Source organism: Streptomyces griseicoloratus (assembly GCF_014534645.1).
In the GTDB taxonomy this organism is placed as follows: Bacteria; Actinomycetota; Actinomycetes; order Streptomycetales; family Streptomycetaceae; genus Streptomyces; species Streptomyces griseicoloratus.
The window spans coordinates 1-23,471 of record NZ_JACVQF010000187.1 but is presented as its reverse complement, the minus strand read 5'-3'; the positions used below and the strand labels follow the sequence as shown (position 1 = coordinate 23,471).

The window sequence follows — 23,471 nt, the reverse complement described above, 5'->3', positions numbered from 1 at the left end:
GCGCGTTCCTGGTGACCGGCACTGTCACGCTGTGTCGGTGTGGCCATCACCATGACCGCCGAGGACGGACAGCTCCCGCTCAACGCCTTCGAGCCGATCATCCTGCACTCCCTGTCGAAGTCGATCACGCAGCTGCAGAGCGCCTGCCGCACGCCGGCCGAGCGCTGTGTCTCCGGCATCACCGCCAACACCGAGCGTCTGCGCGCGACGGTGGAGAACTCCATCGGCCTGGTCACCGCGCTCAACCCGCACATCGGCTACACGGCCGCGACCGACATCGCCAAGGAGGCCCTCGCCACCGGCCGCGGTGTGGCCGAACTGGTACTGGAGAAGGGCCGGCAGGCCGGCAGGCCGAGCTGCTGCGCCCGGAGATCGTCGCGGGCAGCGGCGCACCGGCAGCCTGACCTGCGGTAACGCCACCTCGACAAGGCTCGGGAACCGGCCGGGAGGCACAATGGTGATCATGACAACGACGTCGTCCGCCACCTTCCTTCCGGTCCTGGAGCGCATAGCCGAGGAGATCGACCACACGCCCGGGCGCGGCCGTCCCGCCGACTACATCCCGGCCCTCGCCGCCCGCGACCCGCGCAGCTTCGGCATGGCCGTCGCCGAGCCGGACGGCACGGTGTACGGGGTGGGGGACTGGCGGGAGCCGTTCTCCGCCCAGTCGATCACCAAGGTCTTCACCCTCGCCCTGGACCTGGCCCGGGAAGGCGACGAACTCTGGGAACACGTGGGCCGCGAGCCCTCCGGCAACCCGTTCAACTCACTGGTCCAGCTGGAGTACGAGAACGGGATCCCGCGCAACCCGTTCATCAACGCGGGCGCCCTCGTCGTCACCGACCGGCTGCAGACCCGTACCGGGGACGCGGCCGGCGAACTGCTGGACTTCCTGCGCGCCGAGAGCGGCAACCCCGCCCTGGACTTCGACACGGAGGTGGCCGCCTCCGAGGCCGTGCACGGCGACCGCAACGCCGCCCTCGCGCACTTCATGGCGTCCTACGGCAACATCGACAACGACATACCGGTCCTGCTCGACCAGTACTTCCGGCAGTGCTCCGTCGCCGCCTCCTGCGCCGACCTGGCCCTCGCCACCGGTTTCCTCGCCCGGCACGGCATCCGCGCCGACGGCAGCCGGCTGCTCAGCCGCAGCCAGGCCAAGCAGGTCAACGCGATCATGCTCACCTGCGGCACCTACGACGCGGCCGGCAACTTCGCCTACCGGGTGGGCCTGCCCGGCAAGAGCGGGGTCGGCGGCGGCATCATCGCCGTCGTACCCGGCCGGTGCACGCTGTGCGTGTGGAGCCCGGGCCTGGACGAACACGGCAACTCGGTCGCCGGGGTAGCGGCCCTGGACCGCTTCACCACACTCACCGGCCTGTCGATCTTCTGAACCGGGGAACACATCCGGCACCTCGCGGACCCATACGTCACCGACCGCCCCGTCCCGCCGGGGCCAGCACGCGGCAGAGCAGGGCGGCGCCGGACGCGCCGGCCCACAACGAGGGCGCGGCCCGGGACGAGGCCCGGCAGACCCGCACGGCCACGCGGCCGGGCCCGAGGGCAGCGAGCTGGAAGCAGCGGGCAGCACCACGACGACCAGACCGCAGCGAGGTGGAGGCCAGGCGGCGGTACGGCGGCGTCGCGGCGACGAGCAGCAGCACCACCAGACAGCAGCACCGGCAGCGGGCCCGGGTGCAGCAGCATGGGACCAGGCGATACGGCGGCATCCGCGTCATCCGTGGTTCGGCGCCGGTGAACTCACGGGCGGCACCGGTGTTGTCGGCCTGGACGGCCCGGAAGTAGTCGAAGGCGCTGATGGCTGCGTGCGGGGTCACCGGGGCGAGCGGCGTGGTGTAGGGCGTGTCGGCTCCTCAACGTACGGGCCGCCCCGCTGATCGCGGCGGCGGCCTCCAGCCGCCCGACTTCGGCCGGCCTTCCCCGGCCCTGCTGGCACGCGCCGACCGCGGCTACGCCCGCTTCCTCGCTCAGGCGGCCCCGGACGACCGCACCGGCGACCACGACCAGGACGACGCGGCGAGGTGCCGGTGAGCGACGCCTACACCGTGCTCCACGACCCCCACGGCCTGGTCGACGCCGAACTGCCGCTGGACCGCGCCCCGCACGAAGCGCCCGTCACCGCCGTCCTCGCGTGGCAGGACCCGAATTTCATGCCCCGCGACACGAGCAGATCGCCCTCCAACTCACCGGGCACGCCCGCGCCCTCGCCGCCGACGTCCACCGCCACGCTGCCCTGCCGAAGGACGACGGCCGCGGCGCCCTCGCCGAAGTCATCCTCCGCGAAGCCGCCGGCCGCCTCTCGCAGCCGATCCAGGGCACCGCCCGCTGCACCCAGGACCGTGCCCGGCTCGTCCGGGCTCTGTACGAACGCCTGGACCGCCTTGCAGCAGCGTGCCCCGGGCCTCAAGCGGCCCGGGACACGGATCACGACGCTGGGGGTGGTCAGGGGCTGTCCGCGGCGGCCTGGGGGACCGTAACCGGCCTCGCCCAGTCCATGCCCAGCTCGGCGAGCGCGGCTAGCTGGTCGGCGGCCAGCCGGCTCCTTCTCGATTTAGTGTTCGATACCCATACGCCCAGCTTCACGGTCACCGGCTCCGTCTCGCTGTCGACTGTGATCTCCTCGGCGTGCCCGCGCGGCACCGGCCGGTCCGGGCCTTCTCGTTCGACCCATTGTGTGAGGGCCGCGAGGCCCCGCTGGAAGGCCTGCTGGGCCTTGCTCGGGCCCTTGGCCGCACACGTGCCCGCCGGGGTGGGAGATGCCGCCTCAGCGGGCTGTACGCCCAGCGTGATCAGCCGTTGCTGTTGCTCGGTGGACAACAGCCTCCAGGTGCCCGGCTTGCGCTGCTGCTGGAGCCATCGTCCGAGGTCGTCGCCGTCGAATGTCACGCCGGGTTGGATGTCGGGCAGGACGCCGCCGGGTTCGTCTTCCGCGAGGTGGGCGAGGACGCGGTAGTGGCGTTGCCAGTCCAGCGGCCACGGGCAGTTCCAGTCCTCATCGATCGCAGTGAGCTGTGCTGCGCGTACCCGGGCGCGTTCCGGGTTCTTCCCGAGGCCGTCTTTGCGGCGGAGGTTGGCCATGTGCTGTCCGATGGGCACCTCCGTCCCGCCGGCGGGGTCGTCCCAGAGGGCGTCCTGCCGGGGCGCGAGGTGGCCCGTGGCCCGCCGGTAGGCCCGGAGCGCGGCGCGCTTCCTCTCCCAGGCTTCCTCGCCGGGCTCCCACACCATCCCGGCTTCCGGCGCGTCCAGCAGGGTCTTGCGCCGCTCTTCCAGCTCTCCAGTCCGCAGTGCCTTCCTCTGCTGGTGGACCCATCGCCCGAGCGGAAACGCCTTCGTCGCTCCGACTTCGACCTCGACGTCATAGGGAACGGCGTAGAGGCCCGTGATCTCGTTCTCTCTCCGCCAGCGCAGCAGCGCCTGGTAGCCCTGCAGCCAGACCAGGGATTCGGGCCGGTAGACGCGGGTGCGCAGGAAGGCCGCGATGGTCGCCGCGTCGCGTGGGCTGGAGAAGTGGAGGAGGGCGGCTTCGGCGGCTGCCTGCGTGTCGTCGCGCTCCTGGTCTGCGCCGTTGCCTTCGCCGTCGGCCCCGATGATCCGCCCGTCTTCGTCGCGCCGGATGTGGACCTTGCGCTTGCCGCTGGTGAGCGCGCGGGAGGCGAGCTGCTCGACGAGTCGTTCATCATGCGAGCGCAGGCCCTGGAGGACCGCTACAAGGGGGCCGAACGAGGCGGAGGCGATCATGTCGGTCGGGTCCTCGCCGGGCTCCAGGAAGACGGGCACGATGATCCTGGCGACCTTGGTGGAGCCGTCGCGGTTGAGCCTGAGCGCACGGCCGATGTTCTGGACGATCTCGACCTGGGAGCCGCGGGTGTCGGCGAAACAGACGGCCTCGACTCCCCGTTCGCCGGTGATGTCGACGCCTTCGCCGAGCACGCGGCAGCTGGCGAGGAAGGCGCGGTGGACCCGGCGGCCGGCTGCGTCGACGCCGTTGGCGAACTGGTGCAGGACCTCGCGTCGCTCGGTGACGAGGTGGTCGCCGCACAGCCACGCCGCCCACACCCGGTCCGGCGGGACGTGGCGGCCGGTCTCCAGCTCATAGAACTCCGCGTCGATCGACGACCTCGGCAGTTCCTCCGCCTTCGCCAGGTCCTCGTCCGAGGCGTCGTTCATGTACAGCTCGGCCGCGGTCTCGGGCAGCTTCTCCGCGAACGCCGCCGCTTCTTCGACCTTCTGGTGGAACGTCATCACGGTGCGCAGGTTGTACGCCGCCGCGTGCTCCAACAGCGCCGTCTGCAACAGGGCCAGCCGCCGGCCCCGCTGCGCCTCCTCCGACTCTCCCAGGACCGGCGAGGGGTCGCGGATCTCGAGCACGTCGATCTCGAACCCCGCGAGGATCCCCCGCTCGATCGCCTCCGCCAGCCGGAGCTCGGCCAGCCACGGGCCATACGTCTCGGAGTCCGCAGCCATCGACGCGATCTCCATCTCCTGGCCCTCCGGACCCTTCTGCGGCCGGGGCGAGGCGAGGATGCGCGGGGTCGCAGTGAGGTAGAGCCGGAAGTCGGCGGGAATCCGCTGGTTGTCATGGATCGCGGCCCACGGCCGGCCGAGATCACCTGTGGTTGTGTGGGCTTCGTCCACGATAACGAGGTCGAAACCTGCCATCTGCTGTCCGTAGAGGCGCTCCCCGCCCGCTAGGGCGGCCTTCAGCGGCCCGCGAACCTTCCCCTGGCCCCAACGGGTTCTCCCAGCCGTCGCGGTCCACGAGGGAGGCGTACGTGGCGAACACGACCACCGGGCCGGACCCGGCCCACAGGGCGAGCTGGATCGGGTTGGTTGTGGTGCGCACGCCCAGCTCGTTGAGAACCGGGTCGTTCTCCAGCGAGCACACCGCGATCATGGGGGAGTGGTGGCCCACCAGTCACCACGCCTGGGCAGTCTGCACGACCAGGTCCAGGGTCGGCACGGTGACGAGGATCCGGCCGCCCGGGAAGCACTCGAGCGCGCACGCAGCGGCGGTGATCGTCTTCCCCGATCCGGTCGCGGACACGATCGTGCCCCGCGCCCCCTCGGGGGGGGCACGGATGATCTTACAGGGAAATCCCACCCACTTACGGAAACTCGATTTCTGGTCCATCTGGTGTTCCCGCAGCTGAATACCCGGCATTCCCTGATCGTCCCTAGACCTCGTTTTCTGACCGTTTCGGGATTACCGGGACAGCGTGAAGGGCGGGACCGACACCGTACCGTCCTCGCTCACCACGACCCGCTCGGCGAGCTGCGCCAGGACCTGGGCAGGGTTCAAGCCGGCCCGATCAGCCACTGCCCGGACCCGCCGGCTGGGCGCGGTGGACAGCCACAACTCCGCCCGCAACTCATCCGCCTCCTCCCGCCGCCGCACCTCGAGGACGGCCCGTGCCGCAAGAACACTCTTACGCCGGCGCCTCTGGGCTCCAGCACTGCTCACCCGGGCGGTGCGTTGGGCGAGCACCGACGGATATGCGGTTCTACCGTCGTAGTGCCTTGCTATCGACAGGACGGCGAGGCCCGGGCGGCCCCCCGAACATGCGCCCTGGGAGGGGGCCGGCAACCCGGGCGGGGTGGCCGACGCCGACGCGCGTGCGGGGCTACTTTGCTGCTCGTAGGCTGGTGTTACTTGGGGCTGTCTGTGGAGAAGGGCCTGTCTCATGCCCAGACCGTTTGGAGTGGTGCGATCTCGTTTGGCCTGGTCACTTCTCTGAACTAAGGCCTATCTCTTTGGTCAGCTTCGGGCACGTCCCCCTTTACGGCGACCACCGTGTAGTTTTCGGCGTCCGGGTCGAAGGTGTTGGACTCCACCCCAAGTCCGACCGCATGCAGCTGCGAGACGAGCTCCTCCTGCCGGAACGGCCAGCACGACAGCCTCTCGGAACACGTCAGTACCGACCCATCCGACGCCACCTGCGCCACAGCAATCTCCAGATGGTGCTCTTCGTCCCAGCGCTGCTCGATCTGCCAGTTGTAGACGACGACCGCATCGCGTCCTTGGCGCCGGACGAGTCGATGACCCACGTCCAGACGAGTTCCACGCGCTCGTACGAGCTCCCAGGTGCGGGATGTGAGGACGAGGCGTCCGTCGCGACTCAAGAGCCGCGACATGGCGGTGAGTGCGTCGAACCGAGCAGAGGCACCCTCGGCATGGGCGAGCGAGTTGCCCACGCAGAAGACCACATCGAAGGGCGGGGACCCATCGAGACAATCGGACAGCTCATCCCAGCTGACGCGCAACGTGCGCAGCAGGACACCATGTTGCTCCGCGAGTTGATGGGTCCGGCGCACCATCGCAGCGCTCGCGTCTGTCGCCGTCACCTCCAGGCCGAGCGCAGCCAGACCCACCGCGAGTTGCCCGGTGCCACACGCGCAGTCGAGAACGCGCGCTTTCGGGGGAAGCCGTTTGACTAGGTCACCGAACGCAGCGACAGAGCCTGCGGGAGTCAGCTTCCCTTCTGGCATCAGCCACTCATAAACATCCGAGAGGGCCCCGTAACCGGCCACAGCCATACACCCCAACCAAACTCGACAACGCCCCAGGCGCACGTGCTCGCCCCAGAGAATCACTCCAACCCTTCGACACACCACAGGTTTGGAGCTCGACTCCGCCCGATGGTCTCCCAGGGCAGCACCGGGCGCTGGTTCTCCTCGCTCCTGTGCGAGGACCCCATCATGAGGCCGCTGCCCGCCACACAGGCCACGGTCGGGCTCGCTCCAGTACGGCAAACCACCGAGGGACCGGCGCCCCGAGAAGGCGCTTCCGGTCGGAGGGCTGCTGAAGCGGCCGGCGGGAGGGAGGGCCGTGCGGCCCCCTCTCAGGTCTGCTTCAGCACAGGGGGCCGCACGTGAGTGCGGCGTCGAGTAGGCGCCTTGTCCCCTTCCATGATGAGGGATCGAGCGCCGTGGGGGGTGAAGTGTCGTATCCCCCCTCATCGCCCGTCGAACCGGCCCAGGGCGCGCTGGGTGGCGCGACCAGCGCACCGATCGTCGTGCACCGGCCCTCTCTAAAGGAGGCCGGAGAGTCACCGTGACCGCCTCGGCCGGGACGAGTTCCTCGGCACCGCCCACAGCGACCACGACCTGCTCGTGTTCCTCGAAGGCGCAGGCGTCGCCGACCCCGAGGCCATCCTGGACGACCCGCAGTGGGTGAAGTGGCGCGGCGGCACCGCCCACGAGTTCAGCGCCGCCTGAAGAAGCTGTTTCCAGCGTCAGCGGTGCTGCCATGCCGTGGTCCGTGAACAGTCTCCCAAGGCTGTGCGCCGTCGCTGGTACGGACAGCCGGTCAGGTCCGCTTCTGCGTGGACGGGGTGGAAGACGACGTAGTGCGCCCGGCCGCTGGTGAGCCGCTGCACAATCCCTGAGCCAGCAGACCAAGCTCATGTATTCGGTGAATACTGATCTCCATGAGTAGCCGTCACATCCTCCTGGGGCTGCTCGCCTCGAGGCCGAGCCATGGCTACGACTTAGACCGTGTCCTATGTGGTGAGGCGGATGAGTCGCTCGTAGCAGCACAGGGCGGCGGCGAGTCCGAGAAAGGCCAGGTAGTTGCGGGGATCGCGTTCGTAGCGGGGGCTGAGCCGGCGGTAGCCGGAGAGCCACGACATGGTGCGCTCGATGACCCAGCGGCGTCGCCCTAATCGTTCGCTGGACTCGATGCCCTTGCGGGCGATCCGCACGCCGATCCGCTTTCCCCGCAGCCATCTGCGCAGATCAGCCCGGTCGTATGCCTTGTCGGCGTGCAGGCGCTGGGGCTTGAAGTACCGGCCGCGGTGGGAGTTGTGTCTCGTTTGGTGACCCTCCACCATCGGCTTCAGTCCTTCGCTGTCGTGGGTGTTACCCGCCGAGACGCCGACGAGGAGGGGCAGTCCGTTCGCGTCCGACAGGATGTGCATCTTGGAACCCGGCTTGCCCCGGTCCACGGGGCTCGGACCTGTGTGTTCGCCCCTTTTTTAGCCCGGACGTGGGCGGTGTCGAGCACGACGCGGGTGACGTCGAGGAGGCCGGCGTCGTCGAGCCGGTGCAGCACGGCCTCGTGCAGCCGGCCCCAGACGCCGGCTCTCGACCAGATCAGGAACCGGCGGTGGGCGGTCGACTTCGAGACGCCGAAGCACGGTGGCAACGCACGCCAGGCGCAGCCGGACACCAGGACGTAGATGATCGCGGCGAACAGCGTCTCATCAGGGATGTCCTGTGTTCCACCGCCCTGCGGTCGCACCTTCGACGGCGGGATCAGCGGCTTCGCGATCTCCCACAACCCGTCCGGAACAATCCAACTCCACGTACCCCGCCCCATGTCGAGTTCAACGACGCCTCACCACATAGGACACGGTCTTAAAGCGACGCCACGACGAACGCTTCCCCCAGGCCCGCCCGCTGGCCTACGGGCAGGTCTACACGACCCTGCAGCGGCTGGTCCGGGACGGTCTCGTGGAGGTCGACGGGACCGCGTCGGACGGCGGTCCGGAGCGGACGGCGTATCGCGCGACGGACGAGGGGTTCCGCGAACTGACGCGGTGGTCGGGGGAGATCGCACCGCCCGCGCCCTTCGTGACGAACGAGATCTTCGCCAAGGTCATCGTCTTGATCCTCACCGGCGGCGACGCGGGCTCCTACCTGCTGGCCCAGCGCGCCGCCCACGTGGGACGGAAGCGGGAGCTCGAGGCACTCAAGACGGCCCCGGGTACGGACCTAACGACCATGCTCTCGGCCGACTACGCCCTCAGCCACCTCGACGCCGACCTCCTTGGATGACCACTACGGCGGCCCGGCTCGCCGCCCTGACCAAGGAGGTCCGCCCGGCATGACGAACGGGGGGAGCGGATTTGGCGGCGCGGGCGCGGACGTCGCGTTGGCCGCCCTGGTCCGTGATGGACACCTGCATCTCCCAGCCGACGCGGCGGCCGTCGGCTCCTTCGAGGATGGTGTCGGTCTCGTTTCAGCTGCGACCGACGTGGGTGCGTACCGCGCTGTCGCTGCCTTCCTCTGCGGCGCCAGGATGCGTTCCTGGTAGACCTTGTGCTCGTCGCTCATCGGGGCGGTGTGGTGTTCCTCGTCTTCCGGGCGTTTGTGGACGGCCTCGCACTGGCTGCCGCGCATCCGCAGGTGCGTGGGGCCTCGACACCCATGTCGCGGCACATGCCTCCTTCCCTGCAGGTCCCGCTCACTGACCGGAACGCCCAGGCGTCCATAGAAGCGGTCAGTCTTGTAGAGCGTGTCCCACAACTCGGGAAGCTCTGGGTGGTCCAGGTCCTTCCGGGGCAGGTCGAGAAGAATCGGAGCTTCGTGACGAGCATGGCCGCAGGCGGAACGGTGGAGAGGCGTCCGGCGGGTTGGATCAAGCCATGCTGAAGTGAATCCGGCACTAATCTCGCACAAATTTTCCGTTACAGAGTGATCATTTGCGCTGCTCCGCCAGGGTGACGAAGTGCCCGCTGGGGGGCATTCCGGCCTCGGCGGGTGCTGGCCGTAAAGGAAACGGGACGCTGGGTTCCGGACGTACCGCTGCAAGCGCCCGCCCTGCTGCCTAAATGTCATGAAAGTGTGAGGACGTCATGGCGTGATCAAACGAGTGCTCGACACGCCCGTATGAGTGCTGCGCAGGGCAGATTCAAGTCTGTCCGTAGAACTGTCGGCAAGATCGTGGTGGGGGGGGGTGCCGCCGTACTGGCGCTCTCGGGGGCTGGTCAGGCGTCCGCCGGCGCCGGGGAGAGCCTGGACTCGAAAACCACCGGCGCGCACGCGTACAGCCACGGCACCAACGGCGCGGCAGCGGTCCTGGACAACCAGGGTGACAGCCACGCCGTCTACAACCTGTATGACCGCCTGCGCAACACGGGCCTGCGGCTCGACAACCACGAGGGCTACGGGAACACGACGTACACGGTCAAGGACGAGAGCAACTACGTCCAGAAGGTGACCGCTTGCGTCAACCTCCAGCTCACCCCGGACCGGTGTGGCCCGGACGACCGTCCCAATGACGGCAACTAAGAGGAACTGATGCGGTGGGGCGGACCCAACGCCCCACCGCATTCCGCATTTAAGGGCACACAGCACAGTGAGGACAAGAGACGTGGGCACCGCACACGGCGCCGCAAAGGACTCCCAGCCAGTACTGGAGATCGCACGACTGCAGCACGCGATCGGTGGGTCGATCCTGTTCGACGGCCTATCTCTTTCGCTGCGAGCAGGTGAGTCGATCGCCGTGACCGGGCCGAGCGGCTCCGGCAAGAGCACGCTGCTCTCGTGTGTGCTGGGCCTGATCAAGCCGCGCGCCGGATCGGTCCGGGTGACCGGACAGGACATCACCGCGCTGCGCAGATCACAGCTGATCTCCCTGCGCGCCCAGTCGGTCGGCATGGTCTTCCAGTTCGGTGAACTCCTGCCGGAACTGAGTCCCCTGGACAATGTCGTGCTCGCGGCACTGCTTGCTCGCCGCAAACGTCGTGACACGCGGAAGCGCGCCCAGAAGCTTCTGGACGACCTCGGCGTCCCGAACGCGGTGACGAGTCAGGAACTCTCCGGAGGGGAGAGGCAACGCACAGCGGTGGCCCGCGCACTGATCAACGAGCCGGCACTGCTGCTGGCCGACGAACCAACTGGCGCGCTGGACACTGAAACACGGGACCGAACCGCCGACTTACTGTTCGGCCTTCCCCGTGAATACTCCTGTGGGCTTCTCGTGGTCACCCACGACCCAGGTATTGCCGCACGCGCAGACCGCACGCTTCGGCTCGCCGCCGGGACCCTGGAACCGGTGACCAGCCGGGCGGTGACGTGATGGCTTCGGAAAAAACATGGCATCTGTCGCGGCGGCTGTTCGCCGTCGGGCGCACCGCCGGCCGACGGGCAGAGGCCGGAGGCGTCCGCTTCGTCGCTCTGCTCCTTGCCACACTGGTCCTCTCTGTCGGGCTGGCAAGCGTTGTCGCAGTTCACGCTGTGTATGCGGGCAAGGAAGAGCGGCGCATCGCCAGGACCCCCGCAGTGTCCGACGGCCCCGCAGAGAGCACAGGTAACTCCACCAGGTGGCTGGTGGGTTCCGACTCACTTGCGGGCGAACGGCGTTTCAGCGTTGTGTACCTTGCGCCGCACAAGGGCACCGCCCCACTGCCACCCGGCGTGGACCACTGGCCGGCGCCCGGGCAGGTGGTCTTGTCCCCGGCACTGCGCGAAGCGGGCGCATCAGAGGACATCGACCACCGCTACGGGCAACTGGCCGGCACCATCAAAGCCTCGGGCCTGGACGAACCGACCGAATGGCTCGCCTACGTTCGTCCCCGCGATGGCCTTGCTGCTCGAGAGAGCGACGTCATCGCGGGCTTCGGCCCCTCCGCGGGCGGCTGGCTCGCACCCGGTCTGGAACCAGGGACAGGACGCCAGGACGACAAGCCGGAGTGGATGTTCCAGGCCGCCGTACTCGGCATGCTCGTACTGCCGGCACTCGCCCTGATGTTCGTCGCGGCACGCACCGGCGCACACGCCCGCGACCGCAGGACCGCGCTGGTTGCCGCGCTCGGCGGACGGCGACGGGACCGCGCTCTGGTCGCCATCGGCGAAGCGGCACAGCCGGCCCTGCTGGGCGCACTGCTCGGCGCGGCGGCCGTTACCGCCCCCCTGCTGTACGACCTGCATGTCCCTTACACCAACTACATCATTTCGTCCGGGTATCTACGCCAGTACGGCTCGTGGGCCGGACTCATACCCCTCGTCGCTCTCCTGGCCGTCCTAGCAGCGGTGGTCCTGGCCGATCTCGCCCAGCGCCAGGCGGCGACCGCAACACGCCCACACAGTGCCGCCCGCACTGCCTGGCTGTCCCGCCTTGCAGCACTGTGCCCCCTCATGATCCTTCTGGGGGTACGAGGCCCCGACTTCGCCGGCCCCGACTCCGCCGCACGTACCCTCATCAGCTGGGCGGGCATCGCCGGAACCGTCCTCACCCTCCCCGCCGCTGTCGCTACCGTCACCGCCGCCGCCGGCCGCGTCCTTACCGGCTGGGGACAAAGACACAGTCTGGCGGGAACCCTCGTGGCCGGACGCCGCACCAACGCACACCCGGGTGCCACCGCCCGGCTGGTCACCGGCATCACAGTCGCGCTCATCCTCCTCATGCAGGCAGTTGCCTGGCAGGGGCTCTTCGGCTCGCAGAGCGCCGAAGCACAACACACCCTTGACCGCGTCGGCCGCAGCATCATCACCGTCGGTGCCAGAGGCGCAGTACCTACCTCGGACATGAAGACCTTCCTGGACCGCCTGCCGGACACCGAAGCCGTCCTGCTCCTTCCGCCGGCCGACCCCACAGACGCCAATAGCCCGATGAAGCTGCACGGCGACTGCGACGCCCTCGCCAACCTGCACCTTCCCTGCCCCTCCACCACGACCCGCATCAGCGAAGCGCCGCAGGACCCCCGGCTACAGGAACTGATCAGGTGGACACCACACGGAGCACTGCTCCTAGATGTCCACCGGACAAACACTCACGACCTTGCCAAGCACGCGGCCTCCTCCGCAGGGCAGTCATTCCTCGCCGTTCTGAGCCGCAACGGAGAAACGCTCTCCATCCCAGCCGTCAAGCAACTGGCCTCCGAGGTGTTCCCGCGCGGCGCGCAAGTCAGAACTCCGGGCGAAGGCCAGCTGACTGCCGGAATCCCCAACCGCGACCAGGGCCGCTGGAGCGCCCTGTTCGGTGTCATCGGCATCGCCGTACTTGCCCTGACAGCAAGTCTCAGCGCAATGGCAGAGTTCCTCCGGCACGGGCGTGCGCTCGCACCCCTGTCCGTGCTCACCGGCGGCCTCAGGGTCTTCCGTACGAGCTCGGCATGGTCCGTACTCACTCCACTGGCTGTAGCAGGCCTCGCCGGGAGCATCATCGCTGCTGGCCTTGCAGCCCCGATCACCGGCAACGGAGTGTCCTATATTCCCCGCGAACTCGCCTGGTCAGCAGCGGGGATCGTCCTGCTCATCAGCGTCCTCATGTGGTTGTGGGCAGCCACCGTGGCAGTCCGCCAAGCACGCGCCTGGCGCCCCCGCGGTGACTGACCCGGGCCGACAGCTGAAGCAGAGACAAGGGGCCCCACAAGCCTGATGCCTGTCGACCCACGCACTCACCTCGTACACAGCATGCGCTGAACGAGCCACCTGCGACTGTCCGTGGTGGACATCGCTTCACACCGCCAGCCCAAGGACGCGAGTCGCATCACGTCTTGCCGCACCACCATCCTCCAGCGCGGCCTGCCCATCTGGCCCATCCCACTGCTGTGGACTCTGGTCTGTCCCGCCAGCACAGCGTGTGGCGGGACGAAGCAGCGACCTGGCAGGTGGCTCGACGCTCCGTCACCGAAATCTGGCACCTGCTGGGGCATGTCGATGCCGTGCACGGCCTCCGGTCACTTAGGTCTGGACTGCTGCTCGCTCCTGTGGGCGGGCGGCCCGTAGTCGTCCCAGAGTTTTTGGACCTGGGCGTGAGCGGCGTCGGCCGCGCGCTGCATCTCCACGAGTTCTTCGAAGTGTGTGCCACGGGTGCCGAGCGTACGGCGGACACGACGAGGCGCCCGACCCGACTCGCGAGACGGGGCCAGGCGAGCGCGATGCGGGGAAGGGAGGAAGCGGGCACGGCCACTTCGATGCCAGACTCAGACCGGGCCTCCGTCCTGTATCCCCCGAGTCAGGACGGAGGCCCTGCCCTGAGTGGCGTCGGGAATGACCACGGGAGTGCCGGTGTTGTGATGATCGTGGTTGTGGAGGGGACAGTGTCCCCGGGCCTCACCTATAGCCTGCAGGGACGATCGTTCAGCTGAAGCCCTGCAGAGCCTCTCGCCGCGTAGGCGACCGCCCTTCACGATCACGCACTCGGATCAGCTCCGCCTGGCATCGCTGGGCGGAGCTGATGCTGTCTCCCCGGCGCGTTACCGCGCTGGGTCTGGGTACGTTGCCCGGTCATGGACGACGACCAGCACATCGACCTCGACCTCGATGAGATCGACTTCGCCCCGATGGGCACCGCGGAGCGCCTGGCGCTGCTGACGCTGGAGGAGGCGCATGACGTGCTGCGGTTGCTGGTGACGGTGGCGCAGGAGCCGGGGCCGATGTCGAGGGAGGCGGACCGGCTGGCGAGGCGATTGCCTTCCGTATCCCGTCGGAGAACTGACCCGGTACGCAGCCTGCGGCACCAGGGCTGGGATAAGTCGATGATGTGCAGCTGGACGTCGGGCTGGCAGTGGCCGCAGGCCTTCAGGCCTGAGGCGAGGAGCCGGCGGGCTTCGTCACGGTCGATGGGGCGGTGCCGTTTGCCGGCCATGTAGCAGTCGCCGGCGTGGACCTGCAGGGGCGGGCGCCGGGCGCCGATGCCGAGTTCGACGATCCACTCCGGTGGCCGCGGCCGGTTGGTCCGGCCGTGTTCCTCTTCCGCCTGCCGCTGCAGGATCGCGGCGATCTTCGCGTCGATGCGCTGCACCCACATGACGTGCCACACCCTCAGGGTCTGGAGGCGCTCCAGGTCGGGCGGCAAGTCATCGAACATATTTTTGATTCTAGACCCATGATCCACTGCCCGCGTCCTCGCGTGTTCGATTTTCTGTTCGATAGCGTGGTGGGTGAGAGGTGACGGTGATGACCGCAGATGGATCGGCTCGCGGGGTGGCGACGGTGATGCACGTGCGCTGCCCGGACCGGCTGCCGGGAGAGACCTACCGGCAGGTCCTGGAACAGCTCGCCGAGCTCTCGCCGGTCGTCCAGGCCCTCCCGCCCACGGCCGCGCTGGTGGAACTGAAGGGCGCGCTGCGCTACCACGGCCCGGACACGCGTCGGCTGGGGGAGATGCTGCGGGTCCGCACCCTGTCCCGGCTGGGTGTCGACGTGCGGGTCGGGATCGGCCCGACCGTCACCGTCGCGGCCACCGCCTCCGCCCAAGTCGACGAGCCCGGCGGCGTCCTCGCCGTCGCCCCCGACGAGGCTGCCGACTGGCTCGCCCCGCTCCCGGTGGAAGCCCTATACGGCATCGGCCCCCGCCAGGCCGAAGCCCTCCATGAGTACGGCATCCACACCGCCGGCCTGCTCGCCGCCGTCACCCCCGCCACGGTCCAACGCCTGCTCGGCGGAAAGCCCGGCCGCCTGGCCGCGGACCGGGCCCGTGGCATCGACCCCCGCCCGGTCGTCCCCCGCGCCCTGCCCGCCTCCACCACCGTCCGCAACACCTTCGACCGCCACACCCTGGACGGCGCCGAAACCCGCGCCGCCCTCCTCGGCCTGGTCGTCACCCTCGGACGCCTGCTGCGCCACCGCGGCCAGGCTGCCCGCGCCCTCACCCTGACCCTCACCTTCGCGGGCGGGACCAGCTGGAGAAGACCCGCCGCCTTGCCGAGCCGTCCGCTCACGACGAGGACCTGCGCACCATGGCCTACCGGCTGATCGACGCTGCCGGCCTGCAGCGCGGCCGCCTCACCGGAATCGCCCTCACGGGCGAGGATCTGGTCGACGCCGGTCAGGTTGCGCAGCAGATCAGCCTCGACACTGTCCGCGAGGCGCGCCTGGTGGCGGAGACGGCCGTCGACCGGATCCGCGACAAGTTCGGACCCGGCGTCATGGGCCCCGCCGCCGTGTTCCGCCACGCATCCTGATCCAACGTCCTGATCGGGTGGGGTGAACTGTGGATTCATGCCGTCACCACAGCCTGACCGTCATGCCGCGGTCGCCGGGGCCCGGGACCAGAGAGGGGCTTCGCGGACTCTGTGTGGGTGCTGCCGCGGCGGGCCTGTCCCCGCGCCGCAGCACCGCAGGCTGAGGCTGGCGAGATGAGCTCCGACCCTGACGAGCGCTTTCACCTGACCCTGACGGCGACCGGCCGTCGGACGATGCAGGGCTGGTGGCGGAGCGAGATGGTGGCGCGACGCAAGTTCGTGGCCTGGGTCGGCTCGTACGGCGCGCTGCCGGACGCCCGGATCACTCTGGTCGACGAGGAGACCGGCCTTGTGCTCGCCACGTGGCCGACGTGACCGTCTGGCCCCGTGGACGGTGCTGGCCGGAGAGACCAACACCCGGGCATCCGGGCCATGGGGCAGAACACCGGCCGGCCGCTCTGCCGCGACGGGCTGCCCGTACGATGCTCGCGTGACAGCGCGCCGTATCCTTGGCACCGGCCCCCAGGCCCCCGCGCAGATCCGCGCCGCCCAGGCCGACTTGCTCGACTCCCTGCCCGCAGTCGACCTCCCCGACGTTGAGGAGCTGCGGGCCCGTGGTGTCCTCCGAGCCCACACGGCGACGGCCGCAGCACCGCGGCGGACACTGGGAGCTGGCGGCCTCGCGGATGAGGAACCGCCCTCCCCCTGCGCCTGATACGTCCTTAGCACCGCCGGCCGAAGACCCGGGAGGGTCACCTCGGCGGCCACGGAAACCAGTTGCCGGGTGCTGGGCTACGCCCAGGACTGGGCGAGCTGAACCCGGCCGGTAAGTAGCCGTCCCCGGACCTCGGGGTCTCGGAGGCGTCGCTTTGTCAGAGGCACCGGGCAGCATGGCCGTCACATCGCCCGTTGCCTTGGAGGTCGCCATGCCCACTCCGATCCGACCACCGCGACCACTACCTGATCACCTTGTCGAGATCATCGATGCTGCTGTCCGCCGGCGCGCCAGACATCCGCCCTGCGCGCCCCACACTCCAGGGCAACGGGACCAGCGCGCTACGCCAGACGACCGTTGGACGGTTCGGACGGGTACCACTTGTGGAGCCCGACCCGCGGGCTCAGCACCATCTACTGCCCTCACTGGCGCAGCCACCGGGCTGGCGGATGGCGGGAGGAGGATTTGGGCCCTCCGGTGCCCGCCACGCAGATTCCGCCCGACCAACGGTGCGGCGGCTGGCATGCCCCGCGGTACTTCCCCCGCCCGTGGCAAGGCCCATTGCCCGAACAGTGGCCCGAGGAGAAGATCCCTCGCTGGTATGTGTGGTGGCGGCTCCACGACATCCAGGACGGCACCTGCGCCACCTGTGACGCCCCTGCTTACGCCATCGACCACGACCACCGCACCGGACTGATCCGAGGCTTGCTGTGCGTCTCCTGCAACCACCTGGAAGGCATGTGCGGACGGAGTGTGCAGGCCGGGACGCATCCCGGCAAGCCGTGCTTCCAGGCATATTGGGAGACGCCGCCAGCCGGGCCGCTGCGCTGGCTGTACGGCAAGACGAATCTGGCCCACCTAGGCTGAGGTGGGCCATGACGGTCGCTCCCTCTGATAGCGGCCAGTTGAAATTCCCCACTGGCGGCCACCTAACGGGGAGTCATCTGGCCGCCACTGGTGACGCTGCGTAGATGCGCCTGGGGGCTACATCACCGTGGGCGCGGGCTGGTAGCACAGGAGCACGCTCTGGGAGTCGAAGGTCCGGGAGTCGGCGAGCTGAAGGTTGAGTCGCTGCAAGGGAGCCGGGAAGAGTGCTTTGCCGCCACCGAGGACGACCGGGTGCACAACGACCTGGTGTTCGTCGATCAAGCCGTGGGCGGTGAGCTCGGCGGCCAGGGAGGCGCCGCCCGTCAGCAGCAGGTCCTTGCCCGGCTCGGCCTTGAGGGCGGTGACCTCCTCGACCAGCTTCGAATCGCTGATGACGCGGGCGCCGTGGCCGGGCTCGGTGAGGGTTCGGGAGAACACGATCTTGGGGGTGCTGCGCCAGATCGGGGCGAACTTCAGGTCGTGCGGGTCGTCGGACATGGACTCGGCGTTCGGCCAGAAGCCGGCCATCATCTCCCAGACCGGGCGCCCGTAGAGGAACGTGTCGGCTCGTTCCATGAGGCTACGGGAGTAAGCGGACAGCTCCGGTCCCATGGCCGGCCAGTCGAACTCGCCGTTGGGGCCTTCGATGTTGCCGTCCAGCGAGGTGTGGACGAAGTGGATGATCTTCCGCATGATGTGGCCCCTTCGTGGCTGCTGATCGATTGTCGCGCCTGAATGGACCAGTCTCAGCGAACAAGGTCATCGCCACAGGTGATGTGACTTGTATCACCGACGCGCTCGAACGTGCGGGAGCCGCCGCAGATACCCGCATCCGAACTCCGTTGCGCAGCTTTGGCCGGATGGTCTGCGCAACACCAACCTGCTCTGGTCGGGGGTTGGCCGTCGTGGTCGGGGCGAGGGAGGGGGCCGGAGCGGTGGCGATCGATGCCGGATACAACGCCCCCATCGCTTCCGTCCGCTTCGCCAGCAGTGGACGGAAGCCTCGATCGCCAGGTCATCGGCGTCGGCTCGCCGTGGCCACGAGTACGTCACCAACGTGGGCTTCGTCTCGTGAAGTCCCAGATCTTTGTGAGCGGTCCACTGCGCGCCTGTCCGGGGATACCGTTGTGGTCTAGGTTAGTTCCACCACTCGTGGAGGCCTCGATGAGCGCCCAGCCGGCCCCCGCCGACACCGCCGACCCACCGTACGGCAGCAGCTGGAGCCCGCGGCCGCCGACGCGGTCCGCGCCTATGCGGCCGCCATCCGGGCCCGGGCCGATGAGTTCGCCGCGGTCCTGGAGGACATCGCGGCCCACGGCCTGCCCGACCCTGAGTAGTGCACCCCGTGGGAGGAGCTGCGCGAGGCCCACCTCGCCCGCCTGGCCGCGCAGCGCCCGGCCGTCGCCTGATGCCCCCTCGCCAGGGCCGGCGCGCCCGGATCACCTTCTCGGATGCTGCCGCGAACAGCTGGAGTCCCTCACCAGAGAAGCAGAACTCCACGCCCTCGACCGCACCCTGGTCGTCATCTCCGTTGACCCCGAGATCGGCCAGCCGATCCCCGGCGACACCACCGGCCTCCAACTGCGCCAGTACACCGACGACGTCGAACAGGTCCGCGTCCTATACTTCGTCACCGCCTTGCCCACCGTGGTAGTCGTCGCCTACCGCGAGGTCTAGTACTCCAGTTGCAGTTCGCTATCTCTGCTGGTCAGATGCGCCTTCTCGTGTCTGTTCGGCTGCCGTGGCGTCAGGTACCGGAAGTTCGTAACTGCGGCTACCTCCGCCTGGTACCGGTAGCGGCCCAGAGTGTCCGATCCGCTGTCTTCCTCGGGAGCCAGATCGAAGAGTGCATGCGCTGCACCGTGAGGACCCACCACGTCAGGAGGCGTTCCGACCCCCTCAGTCCCCTGGCCCATGCCAGCCGTATCGACCATCGACGTCCCCCGCTCCGGCCCGCATCAGAGCACCTCCCAACCGCTCTGTTGCGTCGGCAAGGTGTTGAAGATCTCTAGCCGTATCACACTCAAGGACTAACGCGTAACGGTGTGTTGCGCATCAGCTCGCTGTGGACACCCGCCGGAACCGGGCATCGGCCCGCTGCCGGTGGACCTGCTCAGGTAAGGAGGAAGGGAGGGCGCCCAGATTTTGGGCTCGGCAGGCCGCAGATCGCGGCAACGTCGGTCGGAGCGCGACACAGCGCGGGCCCCGGGCCCTGCGAGGCCCGGTCCCCGGACACGGCGCTGGAGGTGGTCGGAGGCTGTCCCGGGCGGCCTGGGGGATCGTCACCGGCCTTGCCCAGTCGATGCCCAGCGTGGCGAGGGCGGTTGTCCAGGAGCAGTGTTTGTGATCAGGAGCGGGTGTTCTGGTCTGGGGTGATCAGCTTGGTGTGCGGCTATGGTCAGACAGTGCTGGTGCTTCGGTAGCCGTGGCGAGCGTGGAAGCTGGTCCTGGGCTAAGGGCCTGATCTGCAGGTTTGTCAGGTAGCGGGTCGTGATGATCAGGTCGGGTCATCTGCACGGCGCACGGTGCATTTCCGGTGATCATTGATATGCGGCGGTGCTTGGACGAGCCGCCCGCTTTTGAGTCCGGCGCCGTCGGCTTCGGTGATGGGCAGGGTGTGGTGCAGCCACAGTCCGCCGTCCAGCCAGGCCACCGCCGACGGCTCGAACTCCTTGAAGCCGTCGGGGCGCAGGGCGGGGTAGCCGCGCTAGTCCACGGCGTCGACGACCTGGGCGAGGCTGTGCGGAGTATGCGCTGTAGACATGATGGGCGGCGGTGGTTTCGGCGTCGTCGCGCTGCTCCTCCTCGGTGGGCCCGCCGACGTCGACGGCCAGGTCCAAGAGGTAGGCGAGCGGAGAGTCAGCCGCGTAGGGGCGTGTCGGCGGCGTCAGGGTGAAGCGCTCCGGCATCGGTGGAGGCTCTGTGCGTTGACTCCAGCCGCCGGTTGGGCCTGGTGTTGAGCGTAGTGGTCGGTCCGTGTTCGTGGGGCGGGATGCTCCCGATGGCGGTATGGAGGCGCTGGTTGTTGAACCAGTCGACCCATTCCGCGGTGCCGAGCTCGACGTCGGCCAGGCCGTGCCAGGGCCTGCGGGGCTTAATCAGCTCGGGGTACGGTTCTTGGCGGCGTAGTAGGTGCTCGTCGCGCTCTTCAGTTCGTGGCTCACCCTCACCCGTATCACTGGTGCGTCACGCGCAGAGGCGATCCTGTCCGCAGGAGAGCCTTCGCTGTCTCCATGGGACTTTCTGACCACACTGGCTGCCCTCGGCCTCGTCTGACAACCGCGGCGACGCTCGCCCGCTCGTCGAAAGCGGAGGTCTTCCAGGCCGGGCGGGGCGTGGGCTGCGTGCCAAGTGCGCCGCGCGACGCCGCAGCCGATGAAGCTCAACGGTGGATTGGCCGTACCTTCGAGAGAGCCCACTCGGGACTCGGGTGTACGAAGGGCACCAGGTAGACGAGCACGAACCCGCCTACTGCTCCCACTCCGGTGGCCGGCCAAGCCCAGACGCGCCGCGTGTTGATCGCCGAGTCGCACGCCGCAACGCGAGCGTCCACAGCCCGATCCGGCAGCCCGGCCTGGACGGCGTCAAAGGTAACGGCGCTTTCCACGCCTGTGACGGCGGTCCCGCACTTCAGAGGCTCCCCCTCGCTCGCATCGACCTTCACACCGAGCAACAACCCGCATAGGCCGATAAGGAAGAGGGCACCAGCGATGACGGACAGCACTGCGTAAACAGTGCCGTCAATCGTCCGATCCTCGTTCCAGCCCAGTCGTCTTCTGCTTCCCATAGTCCCGTGCTTACCCCGCCGTGCGACCCGCTACGTCGTCGGCATGGGCTGCAAATGGCGGGCCCACTGTCTACGCAGCAGGCAAGAGCGACTCAAGGAACTCATATGAACCGCGGCGGTGCACCTCAACAGGTGCGATACTTCGCGTCGATGAAGGACACTGTTGTGCCCGAGAACTCGGCGTCGTTGAAGTTGATGCTGCAGTCGATGGTGACGCCGGTGGCTTCGATCACTTCTTGCCGCAGCGTTTGTTGACGAGTTCTGACGTCATCGTCCGGTCGAGGACTCCGCGGTTCGTCACGAGTTTTAAAGGCACCTGCCGATGCAGCCGAGTCGTGTCGGCGGCTCGCAACAGGGCTGCCACAAGGTTTCAAGATCGCTTGACCTTGCCCCAGAGGGAAGGGCGACAGTGTCTCCGTAGATCACACGAGCGAGCGGTGTGCGCTCGCCAGCAGGGCAGGACGAAGAGGGGGAGTTCGAGTGACGGCGACCTGCGTCATTCTCGATATTGGTGGCGTGCTGGAGATTACGCCGGAAACGGGGTGTGTGCAGCGGTGGGAAGAGCGGCTGGGGTTGCCGTTCGGCACTGTGCATGAGCGGATGCGCGACCTGTGGCAAGCCGGGAGCGTCGGGAGTATCAGTGAACGAGAGGTTCACGAGCAGGTGGCAGCACGCTTGGGGCTCGACGCGCCCCAGGTTGAAGGCTTCATGGCTGATCTCTGGGCGGAGTACTTGGGAACGCCTAACGAGGAGCTCATCGCTTATGTGCGTGGGCTGCGGGGAAGCTGCAGGCTGGGCATCCTGAGCAACAGCTTCGTCGGTGCCCGGGAGCGGGAGACGGCGCTGTATCACTTCGACGAACTGGTCGAGCAAATCGTGTACTCGCACGAGATCGGCCTCGAGAAGCCGGACCCGCGTGCCTTCGAGGCCGCATGCGCCAGCCTGGAGATGCGGCCGGAGAGCTGTCTGTTCATCGACGATCTTGCAGTCAATGTTGAGGCTGCTCAGGCGGCGGGCATGCAGGCGCATCTGTTCGAGGACAATGCCCGGACGATTACGCGCATCACAGCTCATCTGGACGCTGGTCCCCGGGTTGGAGGGCCTGTCCCGCTCGGATGACGTCGGCCTGGCCGGCCTTCAGCGGTTGGCGGCCAGGCGGTGGAGGGGTTGATCAGCCTGCTTCTGCGTGTTCGGCACGGGCTCGGGTGCTGGCCAGGCGGAAGGAGTCGGTTCCGGTCTCGATGATGGTGCCGTTGAGGGTGAGCCGGTCGACGATGGCGGCGCGGAGACGGGGGTCGGTGAAGGTCTTCGTCCAGCCTCCGAACGACTCGTTTGAGGTGATGGCGACGCTGTTCTTCTCCTCCCGCTCGGTCAGAACCTGGAACAGCAGTTCGGCGCCGTGCCGGTCTAGTTCCATGTATCCGAGCTCGTCGATGCACAAAAGGTCGACGCGGCCGTAGCGGGCGATGGTCTTGTTCAGCTGCTTCTCGTCGGCGGCTTCGACCAGCTCGTTCACCAGTTTGGTGGCGAGCGTGTAGCGGACGCGGTAGCCCTTCATGGCGGCCTCCGTGCCCAGAGCGATGAGCATGTGGGACTTGCCGGTGCAACTCCGGGCGGAGCATCTGGCACGGGACGAGGTCATCCCGGAGGACCTCTCTGCTGCGGCCAGCGGCCGTACAGCCGGGTGCCCCCGCGCGGCGAAGTGAGCGAGCCAGTCATCGGTGTGCCACTGGAGGTATTCGACCATGGGCGTAGTACACCGCGTCGGCGCCGCCCCGCAGCCCCCGACCGATCGCGTGGCGCCGTCCTGCTGCGGCCCTGCCTTGCCGCGAACCCGCCGACAAACGACGGCACAGCAACTCGCGCACACAGCCAGCAAGCCTGTGACCTGCCGTGGTCGGGTTCATGGTGGGTGCGGCGGGGCCGTGTTGGAGCAGGTCGGTCATCGGTGCCGCGAGGACGAGGACCTCGCGCAGGAAGTCGGCCAGCGTCACGTCGCGGGCGGCCGCGTGCAGGGCGTGGATGCGGGTTTCGACGCCTGCGGGGCCGGTGCCGTCCAGGATGAACAGCAGCCGTGGGAAGAGCGGGTAGCGGCGCCGCCAGTCCTCCTTCGCTGGTTCCTGGATGGCCGGCCGGTGCCGCGCGCCGGGCGGGGGTGCGGGCACGCACCGGTGTAGCCGGGCGTAGGCGGTCAACTTGGCGGCGAGGCGTTTGGGGCCCATGGTGGCCCGGTAGACCTCGACGAAGGCCCGCAGCATCGCCCCGCCCTCGCCGTCGTCCGTACTGCTGGAGCTGCGGTAGTAGAGCAGCGTCGGGGATGACGGCTTCGCCGCTGCCGAGTGGGTGGTAGACCTCGGTGATCCAGTCCAAGGGCTGGCAGATGTCTCCGCGGCGCCGGGCGTCCTGCACGAAGGCCAGCCCGGTCTCCGTCACCGTCAGGGCATGCTCG

General features: G+C 68.5%; 18 protein-coding genes and 8 pseudogenes. 15 read left to right on the top strand and 11 right to left on the bottom strand.

Annotation, left to right across the window (positions count from 1 at the left end):
- Nucleotides 1–39 precede the first annotated feature (39 nt).
- Together aspA and H0H10_RS13755 are read left to right on the top strand one after the other, a co-directional pair.
- Nucleotides 40–404: pseudogene (gene aspA / locus H0H10_RS13760) on the top strand (aspartate ammonia-lyase); the annotation flags it as partial.
- A gap of 50 nt (nucleotides 405–454) precedes the next feature.
- The gene (locus H0H10_RS13755; RefSeq protein ID WP_188181220.1) at nucleotides 455–1,393 is read left to right on the top strand and encodes a glutaminase; all 939 of its coding nucleotides are present in this window, start codon (nucleotides 455–457) and stop codon (nucleotides 1,391–1,393) included.
- A 37-nt stretch (nucleotides 1,394–1,430) separates the two neighbouring features.
- Here H0H10_RS13755 and H0H10_RS13750 read toward each other — a convergent pair whose 3' ends face one another.
- On the bottom strand, nucleotides 1,431–1,838 hold the full coding sequence (locus H0H10_RS13750; RefSeq protein ID WP_188181499.1) for a hypothetical protein: 408 nt from the start codon (nucleotides 1,836–1,838) through the stop codon (nucleotides 1,431–1,433).
- Between the two features lie 25 nt (nucleotides 1,839–1,863).
- Between H0H10_RS13750 and H0H10_RS13745 the strand changes: the two genes are divergently transcribed.
- A complete protein-coding gene (locus H0H10_RS13745; protein WP_188181219.1) occupies nucleotides 1,864–2,052 on the top strand; it encodes a hypothetical protein in 189 nt (62 codons plus the stop codon).
- A 7-nt stretch (nucleotides 2,053–2,059) separates the two neighbouring features.
- Here H0H10_RS13745 and H0H10_RS41235 read toward each other — a convergent pair whose 3' ends face one another.
- From H0H10_RS41235 to H0H10_RS13715, 4 genes and pseudogenes are all read right to left on the bottom strand, one after another.
- On the bottom strand, nucleotides 2,060–2,449 hold the full coding sequence (locus H0H10_RS41235; protein WP_188181218.1) for a hypothetical protein: 390 nt from the start codon (nucleotides 2,447–2,449) through the stop codon (nucleotides 2,060–2,062).
- A gap of 14 nt (nucleotides 2,450–2,463) precedes the next feature.
- Nucleotides 2,464–5,182: pseudogene (locus tag H0H10_RS13735) on the bottom strand (helicase associated domain-containing protein).
- Nucleotides 5,183–5,757: 575 nt separating this feature from the next.
- Nucleotides 5,758–6,507, bottom strand: a complete 750-nt coding sequence (locus H0H10_RS13725; protein WP_188181474.1) for a class I SAM-dependent methyltransferase — start codon at nucleotides 6,505–6,507, stop codon at nucleotides 5,758–5,760.
- A 1,013-nt stretch (nucleotides 6,508–7,520) separates the two neighbouring features.
- Nucleotides 7,521–8,338 (bottom strand): IS5 family transposase gene (locus H0H10_RS13715; RefSeq protein ID WP_188181217.1). Its coding sequence is split into 2 segments (ribosomal slippage): nucleotides 7,521–7,990 and nucleotides 7,990–8,338, totalling 819 coding nucleotides; the frame shifts between segments, so codons are not numbered across the junction.
- Between the two features lie 38 nt (nucleotides 8,339–8,376).
- Here H0H10_RS13715 and H0H10_RS13710 point away from each other — a divergent pair.
- The 5 genes and pseudogenes from H0H10_RS13710 to H0H10_RS40960 form a co-directional block, all read left to right on the top strand.
- Nucleotides 8,377–8,849: pseudogene (locus H0H10_RS13710) on the top strand (PadR family transcriptional regulator); the annotation flags it as partial.
- Between the two features lie 835 nt (nucleotides 8,850–9,684).
- Nucleotides 9,685–10,032 (top strand): hypothetical protein, encoded by a 348-nt coding sequence (locus tag H0H10_RS13705; protein WP_188181216.1) that lies wholly within the window; start codon nucleotides 9,685–9,687, stop codon nucleotides 10,030–10,032.
- A gap of 82 nt (nucleotides 10,033–10,114) precedes the next feature.
- Entirely contained in the window at nucleotides 10,115–10,822 is a 708-nt protein-coding gene (locus H0H10_RS13700) for an ABC transporter ATP-binding protein (RefSeq protein WP_188181215.1), read from the top strand.
- On the top strand, nucleotides 10,822–13,077 hold the full coding sequence (locus H0H10_RS13695; protein ID WP_188181214.1) for an ABC transporter permease: 2,256 nt from the start codon (nucleotides 10,822–10,824) through the stop codon (nucleotides 13,075–13,077). The genes H0H10_RS13700 and H0H10_RS13695 overlap by 1 nt, the downstream gene beginning before the upstream one ends.
- A gap of 899 nt (nucleotides 13,078–13,976) precedes the next feature.
- Nucleotides 13,977–14,339 (top strand): DUF6417 family protein, encoded by a 363-nt coding sequence (locus H0H10_RS40960; RefSeq protein WP_188181213.1) that lies wholly within the window; start codon nucleotides 13,977–13,979, stop codon nucleotides 14,337–14,339.
- Here H0H10_RS40960 and H0H10_RS40525 read toward each other — a convergent pair.
- Nucleotides 14,291–14,398, bottom strand: a pseudogene (locus H0H10_RS40525) (DUF6233 domain-containing protein); the annotation flags it as partial. The gene H0H10_RS40960 and the pseudogene H0H10_RS40525 overlap by 49 nt on opposite strands.
- Here H0H10_RS40525 and H0H10_RS13685 point away from each other — a divergent pair.
- From H0H10_RS13685 to H0H10_RS13670, 4 genes and pseudogenes are all read left to right on the top strand, one after another.
- Complete coding sequence (locus tag H0H10_RS13685; protein ID WP_188181212.1) at nucleotides 14,351–14,641, top strand: hypothetical protein; 291 nt, start codon at nucleotides 14,351–14,353, stop codon at nucleotides 14,639–14,641. The pseudogene H0H10_RS40525 and the gene H0H10_RS13685 overlap by 48 nt on opposite strands.
- A 5-nt stretch (nucleotides 14,642–14,646) precedes the next feature.
- Nucleotides 14,647–15,653 (top strand): annotated as a pseudogene (locus H0H10_RS13680) (DNA polymerase Y family protein).
- Between the two features lie 174 nt (nucleotides 15,654–15,827).
- Nucleotides 15,828–16,028: a hypothetical protein gene (locus H0H10_RS13675; protein ID WP_188181211.1), complete on the top strand. Its 201-nt coding sequence runs from the start codon at nucleotides 15,828–15,830 to the stop codon at nucleotides 16,026–16,028.
- 901 nt (nucleotides 16,029–16,929) lie between these two features.
- The gene (locus H0H10_RS13670) at nucleotides 16,930–17,235 is read left to right on the top strand and encodes an endonuclease VII domain-containing protein (RefSeq protein ID WP_188181210.1); all 306 of its coding nucleotides are present in this window, start codon (nucleotides 16,930–16,932) and stop codon (nucleotides 17,233–17,235) included.
- A gap of 117 nt (nucleotides 17,236–17,352) precedes the next feature.
- Here the strand turns inward: H0H10_RS13670 and H0H10_RS13665 are convergent, their stop codons facing one another.
- The gene (locus H0H10_RS13665; RefSeq protein ID WP_188181209.1) at nucleotides 17,353–17,928 is read right to left on the bottom strand and encodes a dihydrofolate reductase family protein; all 576 of its coding nucleotides are present in this window, start codon (nucleotides 17,926–17,928) and stop codon (nucleotides 17,353–17,355) included.
- Nucleotides 17,929–18,399: 471 nt separating this feature from the next.
- On the opposite strand from H0H10_RS13665, the pseudogene H0H10_RS39845 reads away from it, so the two are divergent.
- Together H0H10_RS39845 and H0H10_RS39840 are read left to right on the top strand one after the other, a co-directional pair.
- Nucleotides 18,400–18,644 (top strand): annotated as a pseudogene (locus tag H0H10_RS39845) (hypothetical protein).
- Nucleotides 18,644–18,912: pseudogene (locus H0H10_RS39840) on the top strand (hypothetical protein). Before H0H10_RS39845 ends, H0H10_RS39840 begins: the two co-directional pseudogenes overlap by 1 nt.
- Before the next feature lie 1,182 nt (nucleotides 18,913–20,094).
- Here the strand turns inward: H0H10_RS39840 and H0H10_RS41230 are convergent.
- Together H0H10_RS41230 and H0H10_RS13655 are read right to left on the bottom strand one after the other, a co-directional pair.
- Nucleotides 20,095–20,307 carry an integrase core domain-containing protein gene (locus H0H10_RS41230; protein ID WP_223179883.1) on the bottom strand — a complete coding sequence of 71 codons (213 nt, stop codon included), beginning with the start codon at nucleotides 20,305–20,307 and terminating at the stop codon, nucleotides 20,095–20,097.
- Between the two features lie 310 nt (nucleotides 20,308–20,617).
- Nucleotides 20,618–21,022, bottom strand: a complete 405-nt coding sequence (locus H0H10_RS13655; protein ID WP_188181208.1) for a hypothetical protein — start codon at nucleotides 21,020–21,022, stop codon at nucleotides 20,618–20,620.
- A 480-nt stretch (nucleotides 21,023–21,502) separates the two neighbouring features.
- Here H0H10_RS13655 and H0H10_RS13650 point away from each other — a divergent pair, with 480 nt between their 5' ends.
- Nucleotides 21,503–22,141 carry an HAD family hydrolase gene (locus tag H0H10_RS13650; protein ID WP_188181207.1) on the top strand — a complete coding sequence of 213 codons (639 nt, stop codon included), beginning with the start codon at nucleotides 21,503–21,505 and terminating at the stop codon, nucleotides 22,139–22,141.
- A 52-nt stretch (nucleotides 22,142–22,193) separates the two neighbouring features.
- Here the strand turns inward: H0H10_RS13650 and H0H10_RS40725 are convergent.
- A pseudogene (locus tag H0H10_RS40725) lies at nucleotides 22,194–22,631 on the bottom strand (ATP-binding protein); the annotation flags it as partial.
- A gap of 106 nt (nucleotides 22,632–22,737) precedes the next feature.
- Nucleotides 22,738–23,280 carry a hypothetical protein gene (locus H0H10_RS40720; RefSeq protein ID WP_306420943.1) on the bottom strand — a complete coding sequence of 181 codons (543 nt, stop codon included), beginning with the start codon at nucleotides 23,278–23,280 and terminating at the stop codon, nucleotides 22,738–22,740.
- Between the last annotated feature and the right edge of the window lie 191 nt (nucleotides 23,281–23,471).